Below are 16464 nucleotides of genomic sequence, written 5' to 3' on the forward strand. Positions count from 1 at the left end.
CCCTTCTTCTCTTGTTACCTGTTTGAAAAGCCAAATACTACTGCTAAAATTATTAGCACAGGACAACTATACCATACCTGCCAATTACCACAAATTAGTAAGCAAACGGCTGTTCATCATTTGGATGAACAGCCGCCGCACATATACTTTTTTACACTCTACTATTTAGCTAATTTTTGGATAGCTTCCAGTTCGGCTTTGAAGTCAACGCCGTATTTATCAATAACTGGCTTGGCAGCATTCTGCCAAGGTTTAACGTCTTTAACTTCAGTAACAACTACGCCGCTCTTAATAAGCTTATCCATAGCGTCTTTTTCAAACTTGTTCCATTGTTCTTTTTGATATGGGACAGAATCTTGAGCTGCTTGTTTGATAAGCGCGCGATCTTCTTCAGACAGTTTGTCCCAAGCAAGCTTGCTCATCATCAACACTTCAGGAACTCTTTGATGGCTATCCAAAACATAGTTTTTTACAGCCTGATTGTGGCTGGCAGTCAGGTAGCTGGGAGCATTGTTCTCAGCACCGTCGATAACCCCTGTCTGCAGGGCGCTGAATACTTCACCATAGGCCATCGGAGTTGCACTAGCACCAAAGGCTTTCATCAGGTCGATGTTGATAGCGTTTTGAATAACACGGATTTTCATACCCTTTAAATCATCAGGCGACTTAACAGGGTTTTTGGTGTAAAAGCTGCGTGAGCCTGAGCTATAGTAGGCAAGTCCCACCATCTTGGATTTATCAAGGCTGGCTAACATTTGCTTACCTGATTCGCTGTCAAGGTATCTCCATACATGGGCATCATCATTAAAGATATACGGCAGGGAATAAACACCAAATGCCTTATTAAACTCGGCCAGGTTACCAGTACTTACCCGGGTGAATTCAAGAGAACCCATTTGAATCTGCTGAACAACTGACTTCTCATCACCAAGCTGAGCAGAATCAAATACTTTTATTTGAATGCGACCTTTACTTCTTTCATTTACCAGCTCGGCAAATTTTTTGTCACCAAGAGTCGTCGGATAATCGGATGGATGGGCTTCTGCCAAACGGAAAGTGTACTTAGGTTTCTGAGCGTCACCTGCAGGTGCGTCTTTTTTAGCACCGCCGCAGCCTGAGACTACAACGCCTGCCCCTAATACAACTGCTAAACATGCTGCTAACCATTTTTTACTTTTCATTGTTCTCCCCCTTAATATTAGTACGGATACCTATAAAGCGTGACAGTTTCTGTACAAATCGCCCCCTCTGCCATCCGTTTGCAAACCCTAATTAGACTCTATTTAAAGAGAGATGGCAGCCATAGAACAGTTTGCGGAACATAGGTGATTAGGACCAGAACTACCAGCATAGCATAGAAGAATGGCATCATGGCTTTCGTACCTTGGGATATACTGACGCCGCCGATAGCGCAGCCGATAAACAATACTGTTCCAACCGGAGGCGTCAATAATCCTATTCCGGCATTAAATACCAGCATAAGACCAAAGTGAACCGGATCCATGCCAAACGCTACCGCTACTGGCAGCAGGACAGGTGTCAAAATCAGAATCATCGGTGCCATATCCATCGGCCCGCCCAAAATTATGAGCAAGATGTTCATAAGCATTAAGATAACATATTTATTGTCTGATATACTCAAAAACCAAGAGGTAATCATATCAGGTATGCTGAGGTAGGCCATTACATAGCCAAAGGCAGCCGATGCGGCAATTAGGAAGTACACCATCAATACCGTACGCAAAGTACGTTTAAGCACACTCCACATACGTGTTACCGGTACATCACGGTAAAAGCCGAAAGCCAGAATAAAGGAATAGACAACCGCCAAAGCCCCTGATTCAGTGGCAGTAAACACCCCAGAAATAATACCACCAAGGATAATGAAGGCCGGTGAAATAGATAACAGTCCGTCAAATACAATACGAGGTATATCTTTTCTGTCAACTGGATCACTGATTGGGTAATTACGTTGCTTGGCCATTAAATAAGCTACAGTCATAAGTGAACCAAGTAAAATAAAACCGGGAACAATACCGCCAAGAAACAAACTCTTAATAGAAATACCACCAGCAACGATAGAGTACAATACTAAGTTATGGCTAGGCGGTACAACAACACCTTGGATGGCTGAAGAAATGGTAAGACCAACCGCATAGTCGGCATCATAGCCTTTTTTCTTCATGGCCGGGATCATAACTGAACCGACAGAAGCAGCGTCAGCACCGGCTGAGCCAGAAATATTGCCAAAAAACATGCAGGCAATACAGTTTACCAACGCAAGACCACCACGAATCCTGCCTACCAACAGACTGGCGAAATTGACCAGTCGCTGAGCCAAGCCGCCTTCACCCATGATTTGGCCGGTAAGAATAAAAAACGGAATAGCTAACAAGGAGAAGGTGCTAACACCGTTAATCATTTGCTGCCCAATAGTAGGAAGGGGAACATCAAGAAATATCATGGTTAACAAAGATGAGGCAAATAACGCCTGGGCTACAGGCAGTTTAAGAAGTACGGTTCCAATAAAGCTAATTCCCAGCAGCCATACTGCAATATCATTTACGTCCATTACGCTTTGCCCTCCATGTCTCCGCCAATCTCAAGATCAGAACCTGTGTGGCGCTTGGTATCAATGCCGGCAAGGTGCAAGAGCGAATAAGCGCAAACCATAAGGCCGCTTACTGGCATAACCAGATACACAATGCTGTTAGGCAATTTGGTGGCCGGCAGGGTGGAGTCAAACATGAGTACAGTAAACTCCCAGCCGTAGACAACAAAGTATAAGCCGTAGAGAAGTCCCATTATCTCAATCCACTTGTCAAGCCAGAAGTTAACCCTAGGAGACATGCGGTCAGTCAACGCTTCGACGCCCATATGCACACCCTCGCGGAAGCCAATGGCAATACCCATAAAAGCAAACCATACCAGACACAACAGAATGGCTTCTTCTGACCAGAAAAAAACAAAGTTAAACAGTTTGCGAGTCAATACCTGAACAGCCATGACGATAATAACACCAAGCAAAGCAAATATTGCGCAAGTTTCAAATAGCGTGTCAATTTTTAAAGCAACTTTTTTTAGAGATTCCAAGTCTTTGCCTCCTTAATCATCATTTAGCGGAAAAGGAACCTTTGGAACACCTGTCGATCGCATCCCACAAGCCATATAGGTATACAGCACCCATCGCCCTGTCGTAGAGACCGTAACCTGGCATGCCTTCCTCACCCCACACCATCCTACCGTGGTCAGGACGCAGCGGACCGGTAAAACCTGCATCATGGAGCGCTTTCATAATAGCGTACATATCAAGCGAGGAAGTATCGTCTTTATGCGCAACTTCACTGAACACACCTGGCTCATAAATCTTAATGTTGCGCACATGGGCAAAATGGAGACGACCTATTTGAGCAAAGTGACCAAAAATCTCTGGAATGTTATTATTCGGATTTGCTCCCAGCGAACCACTGCACAGCGCAAGACCATTAGACGGGCTGTCAACAAGCTTGACAATTCGTTCAAGGTTTTCCTTGCAGGTTACAATTCGCGGCAGACCAAACACAGACCAGGGGGGATCATCCGGATGAATGGCCATTTTAATGCCACACTCTTCGGCAGTGGGAATAATGCCTTCCAGGAAATATTTGAGGTTTGCAAACAATTTTTCTTCATCGATATCTCTATATAACTCAAATGACTGTTTAAGGGAGGCTAAACGGCTTTTCTCCCAGCCTGGAAGTTCAAAACCATTAGATCCTTTTTCCATTTCCTCAACCATCTTTGAAGGTTCTAGGTTGCGGATAATATTCTCGTCATAAAAAAGAGCAGTAGAACCATCAGGCAGCTCTTTCGCCAATTCGGTCCGCGTCCAGTCAAAGACCGGCATAAAGTTGTAGCAGACTACATCGACACCTGCTTTAGCCAGATTCTTTAATGTAATACAGTAATTTTCGATATAACGGTCACGGGTCGCCAGGCCAAGTTTGATATCCTCATGAACGTTTACGCTTTCAACAGTCTTAAACGTGAGACCGGCTGCTTCAATCTGATTTTTAATCTCCAGGATATCCTCATAAGGCCACACTTCGCCCACAGGGATATGGTATATGGCACTGACCACATTTTTCATACCTGGAATTTGTCTGATATACTTGAGCGGAATTTTATCCAGCTTATTACCATACCATCGAAAAGACATTAGCATAATAACATCCTCCTACTTGTTAGTCACAGTAAATACTTGCTGTTTAGTCGTCAAAAAATAATGTCCCTGTTCTTTTCTTAAGTGCTCCAAATCAACAACTACTTTATTTAGGTGCAAATCAATTGTCCTTTTGCCCAAGGCTACGTCTTTTTCCCGAATAGCTTTAACAAGCTCGCGGTGCTGTTCAAGCAGCTGATCCCATTCAAATTCCTTTCCTTTAAGATTCAGTATGCGAACCCGATTGTAGTGTGCATTCATCAGCTGCAGCATATTCCAGATGCGAGCCTTCTTGCACCCCTTGAAAATAATGCTATGCATATTTTCATCAAGTTCAAAAAAGCGATGATAGTTTTTTTCGCTGATACATAACTCTTGGAGTGCTAAGCAAGATTGTAGTTGAAATAATTCCTCACTGGGAAAATCAGCACAAGCCTGCTGAATAACCTCTTTTTCCAGCGTTTCCCTAGCAAACTTAGACTCTTCGACTTGATCTGTGTCAATTAAGGAAACATAGGTTCCCTTTTGTGGAATAATATCTAATAGATTCTCCTGTGACAGCTTGATAAAAGCTTCTCTTACCGGAGTGCGGCTGACCCTTAATTGAGTTGCCACATCTTGTTCCGAAATACTTTGCCCTGGCGGAAGGTTGAGATCTATAATATTTAACTTCAAAAACCTGTATACATACTCGCGAATTGACTCGTGAGGGTTTTGCTCTATAATCAGCAACTTTCCGGCAGCCTCCTTCGTCTCCACAATCACACACTACCATACTAGCATGACTAATATATATTAAAAATACGAAAAAATTTAGATTTTTTTGTGTTTTTTTCACATTGCTTTCTGGGATTATATCCCCTGCCAGAATTGGAGCCTGTTAGTCCTGATTTAAAACATCTGCGTTTAATGATCAAGACAGATGACAACAGAAACTAATAATTTGACAAGATTTTTAAAATACCTGCCACGTTTCATTCCACATCATGAAAAATAATACTATATCATGGAAATATTTAAAAAAAACAAATCCGTTCCTGATGATTATAACGTGTTCCACGTTACAATCCGGAACGGATCACTCATGCAAACATCAATACAATTTTCACAAAATACCACCTGCTGTTCTTCTTGCATGCATAGCTGCCAGAAATTCAGGGTGAAGCAAGCTCCCCTCAGTCTCGTGTACCAAAATAACTGCTGCTAATAATTTTGTCTGCCAGCTCCCAGCCTTGAACGGCCTGCTCCTTTTCCTGCTCGCTTGCCGCATAACCAACAAACTGTCCGTCAGCCAGCACAGCGAAATCTTTGCCAGTATTGAGCAGATTTCGCCCCATAGCAGTATGACCATATGCCTCTTCGTCGACCCCCATCAGATAGGCCACTGTCGGTAATATATCGATATGACCACCTCTGATTTTTATTTCCTGTCCGACTAGCCCCTTCTGGAAAATAATCAGGGGGATTTGTCGATGATTATCAAGCCACCAGTCTTCAGCAGGTATAATACTATTTATCTGGTGGGGATATAGTTTATGTACACCAGTATGATCGCCATAAATAATAACAACAGTATTATCCAATAATTTGCTTTCATCCAGGTTGGTCAGCAATTTTCCTATTTGTTGGTCGGTGTAATGCACCGTGTGAAAGCTTTTCCCCAGCATTGTTCCTGCAAATTTTTCGTCTAGTACAAGCTCCTTATATTTATCGGGAAGTTCATAGGTACTATGGTTTGTCAGGGTAATCATAAACGTCAAAAATGGCGGCTTTTGCTCTCGGATAATCGGCAATGTCTGACGAAAAAAAGAGCCGTCACTTAGCCCTAACCCGATTTGTTCATCCATAACAAAGTTTGAAGAATCCAGACATAGGTCATAGCCAATTGACTCCATGTTGTACTGCCAGTTCCAGTACGCTTTGTTGTCAGGGTGAATGGCCAACGTTGAATAGCCTCGCTTGGCGAGCAGCTTGGGCAGCGAATTGTATGTATTATTGGGATAGCGAAAATACTCAGTTCCCCGGCGCAAGGGATAGATGGAAGTATTCGCCATAAACTCAGCATCAGCGGTGGTGCCATTGCTGACCTGTTCATAAAAATTAGAGAAATAGAGGCTGTTACTGAGCAGCTTATTAAGGTTAGGTGTAATCTCCTGACCGTTTAATAAGTTTTTCAAATAAAAGCTCTCTAGGGATTCAACCTGGATAAAGATAAGGTTTTTCCCTTTAAATAGCCCTTTATACTCATTAGCTGGCAGCACTTCCCTTTTCTGACTGTACCAGGCTTCGATCCCCTCTTTTTCTTGATTACTCAGCACCAGCGTCCGACATTCCGCAAGATAGTTATAGACATCAAAAGCATGATATCCCAAAGGCGATAACCCGGTAACAGTCTGGCTGGGAGCCCAACACATGGCAAACAGGAACTGCTTTTGCCCGCGCTCTGCTGAGATATCAAACACATAATGGGCATAAAGCAGATAGATTGCACCAGCACCTGTCAAGAGCCAATATAGCCGTTTGCTCTGAGCGGTCTGCCAGTGGCGTTTATGGCCAAATAAGGCACCAACCAATAAGAGAGGGATATCCAAAAACAGCAGGACATCCTCTTCCCGGCTCATCGACAGTACGCTGCTGCCAAGGTTTTGGAGGTTGGCAGCCTGACTTACCACATGGACTGATAGAAAAGTACCGAAAGCTCTGAAATGCCATAAATCAAAGAGAAATATAAAAGAAAGCCCGCAGTTGACTGCAAGCAAAAACCATAGACGACAGCGGCGCGGCAGCAAAAAGCAGGTCGACAAGAGAATGACTAAAAAAGCCAGATAGACAGTATATGTGGGGACAACAGAGCAAACATCCCAGAAAGCGGCTTTAAAAAATTCGGTATAGTTCACAACCCCTATAAGCAGGACAGATTTAAACAACAAGGAGGCTACTGTACCAATCCATAGTACCCAAAAACCATATGCGTTTGCCATCGTTAGCCTAATCTCTAACATCCTTGCTTTGCTTTAATGCACCTGGCCCGTCTTGCGCCACAGCGACTTCGGCCTCGCCAAAGGTTTTCATATCATTTAACATGTGTAACGCAGCATTAATGAGCGACATTCCAAGAGCAGCACCTGTTCCCTCACCTAGATTAATCTCAAGCTTTAGATATGCAGGTATACCAATAATATTGAGAGCAGCCTGGTGGGCCGGCTCTGCAGCAAAATGTGAACCAATCAAATAGTCCTTAACCCCAGGTGCCAGGTTAATGGCAATCAGTGCCGCCGCGCTAGTGGCAAGGCCATCTAAGACCACCGCCGCCCGACCAGCTGCCGCCCCTAATATGACACCTACTAACCCAGCTATGGCTAAACTGCCCACTTTTGTCAATACATCAAGGGGATGGGTTTTGTCAGGACTGTTGACTTCTAATATTTTCTTAATAAGCGCTGCTTCTTGCTGGGATAATCCGGCCAACGGTTGCTCACTGTAACAAGCGGTAACAGCAAGAGCTGGAATAATACCTGCCATCCCTATCTCACCTAAGCCTATGATCTGTACACCTTTGGCAACTTCTTCGCGGGCCAGCCTTGTGCCCACCTCAATGGCCTGGACAGCCTGTTCCCGTGTCATGGCTGGGCCCTGACTACTATTGTTTGTACCATAAGCTAGTTTTTCATGCCGGATCGCCGAGAGCACCGGCAGGTCTGAGGCAACGCCGATATCTACTAAAACCGGCCTAGCATGAACATGCTCAGCAAATACGTTAATGGCCGCACTGCCCTGGCAGAAGCCAATCACCCGCTGAGCTGTTGTCACCTGCTGCTCATAGCTAGTTTCAGCAGCTACCCCGTTATCTGCAGCCATAATAATAATAGCTTTTTCCAGACTACCGGGGCGGGGGTTGCCGGTGACGCCTGCCAGCTGACAAGCAATATGTTCAAAGGAATATAGACTGTTTAATGGTTTTGTCAAATTGTCAACCCTTAGCTGACACCTCTCCATGGCTTCTGTATCTAATGGCTTGATTGCCGCAATTGTCTCTTTAAACATTAGCCTTGCCTCCCCATGTTATTTAGCAGCTTGCTGGATACTTCGAGCATATCAACAACTACTGAGGCCCCAATGGCTTCACCTAGGCGTACCCCCATATCTAGACAGGCTTCCAGATTAAGATACCGCAGCGCAATAATGTGAGCTGGTTCACCTGACAGATGAGAAGCAAACATATACTCTTTGCTCAAGGGGTGAATGGCGTTGGCAATTAAAGCTGCTGCCGTGGTATTGAGCCCGTCAATCACAACGGCACACCGGTTGGCTGCACATCCCAGAACAACACCTGCCAATGCCCCGATTTCAAACCCTCCCACCTTAGCCAGAACATCAAGTCCGTCCCTGGCATCAGGCTTATTTAATTCCAGCGCGCGGCGAACAATATCAATTTTCACCTGCATCCGGCTGTCAGAAATCCCTGTACCCCGTCCGGTAACCTGTTCGGGTGACAAACCAGTAAACGCCCCGACAATGGTTGCACTGGCTGTCGTATTGCCAATCCCCATCTCCCCAAGGCTAAAGCAGGTATACCCCTGCCGTACCCGGTCATTGACAATTTCAATACCTGTTTCTATTGCCTGCACGGCCTGCTCCCGTGTCATAGCCGGGCCTTGGGTAAAATCCTGAGTGCCATAGGCTATTTTCCGGTGCCACAGCCCTGGGACATGCGATAAGTCACCAGCTACTCCCATATCAACCACCACCATATCGGCCCCACAGAAATTAGCAAAAGCATTCGCACTGCCGCCTTTTGATATTAGATAATTGGCCGTCATATGGATGGTGGTTTCTACTGGGTATGCGCTTATCCCTTGCTTGGCAACCCCGTGATCTGCCGAGGCTACAACCATGCAGGTGCGAGGCGCCTCAGGCTGCAACTGGCCGATTATCCCTGCGTACTGCCGCACCATTTGTTCCAAGCGTCCAAGACTGCCGGCCGGCCTTAGCTGCCCATCCAGTCTATCCTGTACCTGCTGCATCAGAGCAGTGTCCGGAGCCGTAATTCTCAGTAATGTTTCTTGTAGCAAACTCATAATAACCCCCCGCATCTTAAATACAATTATGACAGAGAAAAAACAAAAGGCTCTTTTGGGTAATCCCAAAAAAGCCTTCTTTTCCATGAAGGATGGTTTAGCGGTGTAAGGCAGGTCTCCTGGCTCCCGGTTCATCAACTCTTACGCCTTCCCCTTGCGAGTGACATATGTAAGGTCTTCCCGGTACAGTGGTGGGCCCGCGCGTATGTATGGAATCTCCCATACTCCGACTTCCCTATTCTCCCCCCAGGTTTTGGGAGGCACCTTAACCGTTCATCGTATGTAACTGTGGTCATTATAACAAAGGAGCTCCCTTTGCGTCAAGACAATTGAGATAAGAAAAGACTTGGCTTGTGCCAAGTCCCTCAGGACGCCGGCAGAAGCCTTAGTCGTTCTTATGTCAACAGAATTGCATTATAAATTCTGGTAGACTAAAAAAGCCTGCAGTCCATTAAAGAACTGCAGGCTTTCTATCCTACGGCTTAACAGTAGCCTTATATACTTGCTTTCCATCTTTCATTTCAATAATGACTGCATTTTTCACAGCGTCATGGGTGGCATTCAAGGTGGTTGATCCTGTTACAGTCGGGTAATCCTTGGTTGCAGCCAGAGCCTCGCGAATTTTCGCAGGTTCTGTGCTGTTAGCGCGTTTGATGGCATCAATGAGTACATTGGCGGCATCATAAGCAAGTACAGCCATGGCATCAGGTGCTTGTCCATACTCTTTCTTATAAGCATCGACAAAGGTCTTGGAGGCCGCACTGGTATCATCCACTGAGTAGTGATTAGTAAAATAAGTATTATTCAAAGCTGCTGCAGTGCCTATTTCTACTAATTTAGGCGAATCCCAGCCATCACCACCGACAACAGGGACGGTAATGCCTAATTCACGGGCTTGCTTTACGATCTTGCCTACTTCTTCATAATAGCCTGGTACATAAATAACCTCGGCATTTAACGCTTTTATTTTGGTTAAGATGGTTTTAAAATCCTGGTCTTTCTGTAAGTAAGCTTCTTCCGCCAGAATGCTGCCGCCGCCTTTAGTGAACCCATCTTTAAAGAAGGCTGATAACCCTTTACTGTAATCGCTGCTGCTATCAACCAGGATAGCTGCTTTTTTAACCTTTAAAGTATTGAGTACAAAGTTTGCACCGACGGTGCCTTGGAACGGGTCAATAAAGCATACACGGAAAGAATAGTCTTTTACCTTACCGCTCTTCTCATCAACTGTAACCTTGGGATTTGTCGCACCTACAGCAAGGAAAGGTATTTTGGTTGATTCAGCCACACTCGATGCCGCAATAGCATTAGAGCTGGCAAACATACCAGTTACAGCCACAACCTTGTCTTGTGTTGCCAACTTTGTCATGGCATTGGCCGATTCTGACGGTTCACTTTTATTATCGGCAATAACGGCTTGAATCTGCTTGCCAAGTAAGCCGCCTTTAGCATTTGCTTCCTTGATAGCCATCTTGGCTCCGTTTGCTGACGAGGTGCCAAAAGTTGCGTTACCGCCAGTCATTTCATTAAGGATACCAATTTTAATGTCATTTGAGGCCAGACCACCGCAACCGGCCAACATACCGGTCATAAACATCATTACCGTGACTACAGCTGCCAGTCTTACACTTCTCTTACTCATTATAAAAATTTTCCCCCTCTTTTTGGTCATGTTGCTACACGACCTTAAACGCACGCATAAAAGTATACTACCAAGATACTTTTATAGTATTTTTATAATCTCGTCCGCTATAGTTCTACATTATATTACATAGGTTTATACTTTTCAAGACAATCAGTGATAACTTTCACTGATTGTTAGTATTTTTTTTACTGTTTGTTCCCCCTGCAAGTACACGCCACTCTTATGTACTGCCTCCAAAGTCATTGTTAGAATTTTCCTTCATTGGTACATCCTTGGTACTACCCTTTTTCGTACATTACAAACATTATAACCGGTGCATCATTTTGGCTATAACAGAAAAAAACCTACAAACCTTTATGCGGGTCTGCAGGTTTTACTATTATCAAAAACTTGAGGAACCGAGAAATGTTCCTACGCTTTCGGTCCTAATACATATACCTTTGCGTTCTTAATGCCAAAATCATAGGCCTGACCGACTGAGCTTAAAGCAACATCAATACGGTTGCCTTTGATGGCCCCGCCCGTATCTTCTGCTACCGCATACTGACCAGTGCCATCAGGATACTCAACATATACACGCGAACCCAGAGGGATAATATTAGGGTCTACCGCAATGATACCAGGGCGAACGGTCGTGCCGATATGGGTTTTGTCACCCCATGGGCCGTTATCATGCGGGCCAGGTGCATAAGCAGTGGCCCTGACATCTAATACCTTTTGGAAATTATCAGGGGCATTTGTTGCTGCTTTAGCAGTTACTGGAGTAGCCTGGACCTTTTTCGTTATTTGCTTATTGGCTGCCCTTTTGTCTGCCATAGCTTGATTGTTAACTTGCTGAGCCTGCTGAGCTGCAGCCTTGGCCTGTGCTCTGGCCAGCTTCTTAAGAGGAGTTCTGCTGTCTGTCTGAAGATTAAAGGTACCTTTCGAGGTTTTTACCATCTGCTGAACGGTAGTTTCTGGTTGGATAACATTATCAGGAAGAGCCGAAGCATGAGCAGTAGCCGGTAAGCCCGGCATGAATGCAGATGATACAAACGCTGCACCAGCAACTGCCGCAGCTGCCGCCATGCGTTTGAGTCTACGTTTAAGAGATTTACTGTGTTTGTGATGCACTTTGTGGTTCACTCAAATTCGCCTCCTTCCCAAAACTATTAATTATAGTTTCTGCCAAATGTCTTTTTCAATGCGAAGCAGTTTTTAACATGCCGAGTCAAGCTTCACCTATTATTTGCGTGTGAATAATTGTTCCAAATCATTAACCGACGAAATAATAAAAGTAGGGCCTGCTTGTTGAAGCTCTTCCAGGCCCCCATAGCCATAACTCACAGCAATAGAATCAATGCCATTATTCTGCGCCCCAATAATATCATGTTTTCTATCGCCAACCATTACAATGCTCTCCCTTGCAATATGTGGAATATCTGACAGTATATAATCAATAATCTCAGTTTTGTGGATGCGTGATCCATCAAGGTTACTACCCACGATAACCTTAAAGAACGATGTCATACCAAAATACTCTAGGATCTTTTCAGAGAATATAGTAGGTTTGGATGTTGCGATTATTAATTTCTTACCGGCATCTACTAGTTTTGCGAGCATTTCCTTGATTCCAGGATAAACAGCATTCTCATACATACCGGACTGAGTGAAATACTCCCGGTAATACGTAACCGCCACATCGGCTTCCGTTCTGCTCAGCGAATAAAATTCTTGAAAGGATTCTACGAGCGGCGGACCAATAAACGGGATTAACTTGTCTAAATCCGGCTCGTTAATATTGAATTTTGCCAGAGCATACTGTACGGATTTTGTAATGCCAATTTTGGGGTCTGTCAGCGTTCCATCTAAGTCGAATAATATTACTTGATAGTTTAAGACCAACTTATGAGTTTCTTTCGCAGGAAATATGTCTTGTTCATTCATTTCTGGCAAATTAAACACCTCTCGAATAATCTAATTGCGGAGAACTATAAAGTAGACTTAGCTTCAGATGGGGTTTTAACCCCACCTGAAGGTTAGTCGCCCTTATCCAGGGACTTATCCGCTCTTAACTCCCACTTCTAGAAGAGGGAGTCTTAGAGCGGGTTAGTCATCGGATAAGGGGAAAACTCAGGTCTTACCTTCTTGTCGAATTTTGCTTATATTTATTGACAACCCCGTAAAAAGACTGCTACAATAAACCTTAAAGAAAACACGGCTTGCGCCGAGCCTTAGCGAAAACGGAAGCTGATGTTGCCCTTATCCAGACGGAAAGTTATACTTTCTTACAGGATAAGAAAAGACTTGGCTTGTGCCAAGTCCTTCAGGACGCCGGCAGAAGCCTTAGTCGTTCTTATGTCAACAGAATTGTGTTATAAATTCTGGTAGACCAAGTAAATATTAATCGTATAATTTTGGGGATATGGCCCAGAAGTCTCTACCGGCAACCGTAAATTGCCTGTCTACGTCTCTTTGCTACCCCGAAGGGTAAAAGCCCTGACAGGGAAGTTTCGCTCAAATTCTACAAGCGGAGTTTCCCCGTTAGGGCTTCTTTTGCTTTTCTGGCCATGCCCAAATAACACAGGAGGCTATCATGGATTTATTAAAACAAAGGATTCAGACAGACGGTCTGATCTTGAATAATTCTTTACTAAAAGTCGACTCTTTTTTAAACCAGCAGATCGACCCCGAGCTTATGATGAAAATTGGTGAAGAATTTGTAAACCGGTTTAAAGGTGAACATATTACGAAGATATTGACAATCGAATCTTCCGGCATTGCCGCTTCGGTTATGACAGGGCTGATTCTTCACGTGCCGGTCATCTTTGCACGGAAGACAAAACCCAAGGTAACAAGCGACGATGTATACATCGCTAAGGTTTATTCTTATACCAAGGGCGAAAGCAATGATATCATTGTATCAAGGCAATTTTTGCAAGAAGGCGACAGCGTTCTCATTATTGATGACTTTTTAGCCAATGGCGAAGCGGCTGCTGGCTTAGCCAATATTGTCGAACAGGCTAATGCCAAAGTAGTAGGCATAGGCATTGTGATCGAGAAGTCTTTCCAGCCTGGTGCCCAGAAATTAACCGATGCCGGCTATCGGGTTGAATCACTGGCCCGGATAAAATCGTTTTCTAATGGCCAAGTCAACTTTCTTTGATCCATCGCCAACAAGTCTCAGGTCACCTCAATATGAATAACCGCCACATCAGTAGTAGCTATCAGCAGATAGCTACTCTTATTTTCTCCTTCTAAGCGTTTGAGAAACCAACGTCTACCTAAATCCTTCTTCGTCGGCAACGATATCCCCAAAGCCAGTCTTTTGGTTCCTGCAGTCAAACAAGCTGGGAACAAAGATATATCGGCTTTGATAACAACTTGATGCGTCACATTTCCTCTAACCGGGCAGAGAATTAGCTCCTGTCCATCCTTTTCAATCTGCTGATGAATTTCATTCATTATATCAATCTCATCGCAGTTTTCTTTTGGTTCAATCAAAATGCCGAGATTGTAAATTTTCAAAAATATCAACTCCCACGCTACTTACCAATGTTTGTATTAATTTTACACCTGCAGCTTAACGATTTCAACGCTAATCATCCTATTGAGCAGCAGATCCAAATTGAGCGAGCAACAGGCATTTATCGTTATTCTTTTTAGAATGCCTGCTATTAGGCTGCATTGGCAAAAAACCAGCTTTGGCGTACATAGGATTTTCCCATGTGCAAACAAGGACGTTAAATGCTTCAGTACCGTGATGCACTCTTATTTGTCGAATGCGTTCCTGCAGCATTCGCACATTAATACCACGGTGCCTCCATTCAGGTAGTACAGTGGCCCAGGATAGTTCGTACACCGCAAATCCGCACATTGACGGGGCCCACGCGGCTGCTCCAATAACGCAGTCATCGACTATTGCCACAATAAATCTTGCCCGAATATATCCTTCAATATCACCGTTCAGGAATGCTTTCATTTCGGCTCTCACATAGAACATACTATTTTCTTCCCAACCGCCGATTCTGAAAACTTCCAGCGTTTCTTCCAATCTATCTGCTGTTAAATCTACTAGTTTAACATTGTCCATATTGTTAAACATCCCCCTATCCTCTAACTTCGCAAATAGAAGAGCCATAACCCCTCCCCTAAGGAGAGTTATGGCTCTGATTCGTTATGGCAAATTGTTTTTCCTTTATTTCATCAAATATTGCCCCCATTATCCACTTCACATTTTTGTTTGCAGGGATATGGTTATGTAGTAACGAAAGAGGCATTAATCAAAAAGGCTGCAAGGAGGTTTTGTTACTTGAGATCCAGCAAATGTATTCTCCTTCTACTATTTTGCAGTGTCATTAGTATCATTCTTTATTCTCAGCATTTTTTTACTGCTGAATTGTCAACTATTGAGAGAAACATTGAAATAGTGCAAAACCATCATATATTGCAGTCACGCAAAGTTGTTGATACGCAAACTAAAATCAACAAAGTACCATTACTACTATGGAAATTCACACTGGCCGATACCCACGAGAAAAAAATGTATATTACCAACCAATTGCTTGAGCAAATCCAGCAGATTGAGGATGATCAGCTTCTTGCCTTTGATGGCGACGAGGATGAAATAGTTTTATCTAATTATGTTCAAAAAAACTGGCTCGGGTATAAACAGCTAGTTTTAAAAACTATGGATGCTACAAGTAACAATGATATCTCTAGCGCCCAAGAAGCTATGACGCTCAGTTTGATTTATCTTGAACGCGTAAATACTGGTATGAAAATGATTGTCGACTTTCACCAGAATGATGTTTCGCAAAAAACAGCGAATATAGCAGTCACTGCGCAAAGTTCACAGCAAAATATATTAGGGTTCTCCATTGTAGCCATAATTAGTTTTCTTTTTATTGTTTTTTTCACATTCCGAAAAATTATCTTAACGGAAAATCAGCTCCGAAAACAGGTGTCTGAGCTAGCCGAAAAAAATGCATTATTAGCAGAGAAAAACCTTAGAATTAAACAATTGGCTTACGAGGATAACCTGACAGGGTTAGCCAACAGATATGCTTTTCAATCTGTACTAACCAAAGAACTGGCTGCTGTCAGTTCAAACGCCACTAATGGCGCAGTGATTTTCTTTGATATTGACGGTTTTAAACAGGTTAATGATGTCTACGGTCACGCTATTGGCGATGAACTTCTTGCCGTTATCGGGGCTCGTATCAAGCCCCTGTTAGATGATAAGATTTCCTTCGGCGCACGGTTTGGCGGAGACGAGTTTGCTCTGTTTTTTAAAGAAGTCACAGCTAAAGATATTTCACCTATACTCGATAAACTGCTGGAAGTAGTTTTTATACCAACTGAGATACAGGATATAACCTTCCATCCAACAGCCAGCATCGGAGTTGCCTTTTACCCCCAGCAGGGTACTACTGCCGCCGAACTACTAAAAAAGGCCGATAAGGCTATGTACCAGGCTAAGGCTAAAAAGAATGCCTATGTACTTTATAATGAAGAGGCTAGGATAATTAACCCCGGATAGCTACTGCTACTGCAGCTAC

15 protein-coding genes and 2 riboswitches are annotated in these 16464 nt (G+C 43.8%); of the genes, 2 read left to right on the forward strand and 13 right to left on the reverse strand.

Annotated features, from left to right (window positions below):
- Window positions 1-161 precede the first annotated feature (161 nt).
- From B9A22_RS06250 to B9A22_RS06300, 11 genes are all read right to left on the reverse strand, one after another.
- Entirely contained in the window at window positions 162-1181 is a 1020-nt protein-coding gene (locus tag B9A22_RS06250; protein ID WP_084574851.1) for a TRAP transporter substrate-binding protein, read from the reverse strand.
- Between the two features lie 98 nt (window positions 1182-1279).
- Window positions 1280-2572, reverse strand: a complete 1293-nt coding sequence (locus B9A22_RS06255; protein WP_084574852.1) for a TRAP transporter large permease — start codon at window positions 2570-2572, stop codon at window positions 1280-1282.
- Entirely contained in the window at window positions 2572-3093 is a 522-nt protein-coding gene (locus B9A22_RS06260; protein ID WP_084574853.1) for a TRAP transporter small permease, read from the reverse strand. Before B9A22_RS06260 ends, B9A22_RS06255 begins: the two co-directional genes overlap by 1 nt.
- A 19-nt stretch (window positions 3094-3112) precedes the next feature.
- Window positions 3113-4204: a mannonate dehydratase gene (uxuA, locus tag B9A22_RS06265; RefSeq protein WP_084574854.1), complete on the reverse strand. Its 1092-nt coding sequence runs from the start codon at window positions 4202-4204 to the stop codon at window positions 3113-3115.
- 12 nt (window positions 4205-4216) lie between these two features.
- Window positions 4217-4933 (reverse strand): GntR family transcriptional regulator, encoded by a 717-nt coding sequence (locus tag B9A22_RS06270; RefSeq protein WP_245823842.1) that lies wholly within the window; start codon window positions 4931-4933, stop codon window positions 4217-4219.
- A 443-nt stretch (window positions 4934-5376) separates the two neighbouring features.
- A complete protein-coding gene (locus B9A22_RS06275) occupies window positions 5377-7182 on the reverse strand; it encodes an LTA synthase family protein (protein ID WP_176215416.1) in 1806 nt (601 codons plus the stop codon).
- Between the two features lie 7 nt (window positions 7183-7189).
- The gene (locus tag B9A22_RS06280) at window positions 7190-8245 is read right to left on the reverse strand and encodes a nicotinate-nucleotide--dimethylbenzimidazole phosphoribosyltransferase (protein WP_084574857.1); all 1056 of its coding nucleotides are present in this window, start codon (window positions 8243-8245) and stop codon (window positions 7190-7192) included.
- Window positions 8245-9279, reverse strand: coding sequence for a nicotinate-nucleotide--dimethylbenzimidazole phosphoribosyltransferase (gene cobT / locus B9A22_RS06285; RefSeq protein ID WP_084574939.1), 1035 nt, complete (start codon window positions 9277-9279; stop codon window positions 8245-8247). The genes B9A22_RS06280 and cobT overlap by 1 nt, the downstream gene beginning before the upstream one ends.
- 92 nt (window positions 9280-9371) lie before the next feature.
- Window positions 9372-9561: riboswitch (cobalamin riboswitch) on the reverse strand.
- A gap of 193 nt (window positions 9562-9754) precedes the next feature.
- Complete coding sequence (locus B9A22_RS06290; protein ID WP_084574858.1) at window positions 9755-10921, reverse strand: ABC transporter substrate-binding protein; 1167 nt, start codon at window positions 10919-10921, stop codon at window positions 9755-9757.
- A 414-nt stretch (window positions 10922-11335) separates the two neighbouring features.
- Window positions 11336-12049, reverse strand: coding sequence for a 3D domain-containing protein (locus B9A22_RS06295; RefSeq protein WP_245823844.1), 714 nt, complete (start codon window positions 12047-12049; stop codon window positions 11336-11338).
- Window positions 12050-12148: 99 nt separating this feature from the next.
- The gene (locus B9A22_RS06300) at window positions 12149-12850 is read right to left on the reverse strand and encodes an HAD family hydrolase (protein ID WP_084574941.1); all 702 of its coding nucleotides are present in this window, start codon (window positions 12848-12850) and stop codon (window positions 12149-12151) included.
- A 440-nt stretch (window positions 12851-13290) separates the two neighbouring features.
- Window positions 13291-13391, forward strand: a riboswitch (purine riboswitch).
- A 108-nt stretch (window positions 13392-13499) separates the two neighbouring features.
- On the opposite strand from B9A22_RS06300, the gene B9A22_RS06305 reads away from it, so the two are divergent.
- Window positions 13500-14069 carry a xanthine phosphoribosyltransferase gene (locus tag B9A22_RS06305; RefSeq protein ID WP_084574859.1) on the forward strand — a complete coding sequence of 190 codons (570 nt, stop codon included), beginning with the start codon at window positions 13500-13502 and terminating at the stop codon, window positions 14067-14069.
- 17 nt (window positions 14070-14086) lie between these two features.
- Here B9A22_RS06305 and B9A22_RS06310 read toward each other — a convergent pair whose 3' ends face one another.
- Together B9A22_RS06310 and B9A22_RS06315 are read right to left on the reverse strand one after the other, a co-directional pair.
- Window positions 14087-14431 (reverse strand): hypothetical protein, encoded by a 345-nt coding sequence (locus B9A22_RS06310; protein ID WP_084574860.1) that lies wholly within the window; start codon window positions 14429-14431, stop codon window positions 14087-14089.
- Window positions 14432-14510: 79 nt separating this feature from the next.
- Entirely contained in the window at window positions 14511-15044 is a 534-nt protein-coding gene (locus B9A22_RS06315) for a GNAT family N-acetyltransferase (RefSeq protein WP_084574861.1), read from the reverse strand.
- Between the two features lie 171 nt (window positions 15045-15215).
- On the opposite strand from B9A22_RS06315, the gene B9A22_RS06320 reads away from it, so the two are divergent.
- A complete protein-coding gene (locus tag B9A22_RS06320) occupies window positions 15216-16445 on the forward strand; it encodes a diguanylate cyclase domain-containing protein (protein ID WP_084574862.1) in 1230 nt (409 codons plus the stop codon).
- Window positions 16446-16464: the final 19 nt, after the last annotated feature.

Origin of the sequence: Sporomusa malonica (assembly GCF_900176355.1) — a bacterium.
GTDB classification, from domain to species: Bacteria; Bacillota; Negativicutes; order Sporomusales; family Sporomusaceae; genus Sporomusa; species Sporomusa malonica.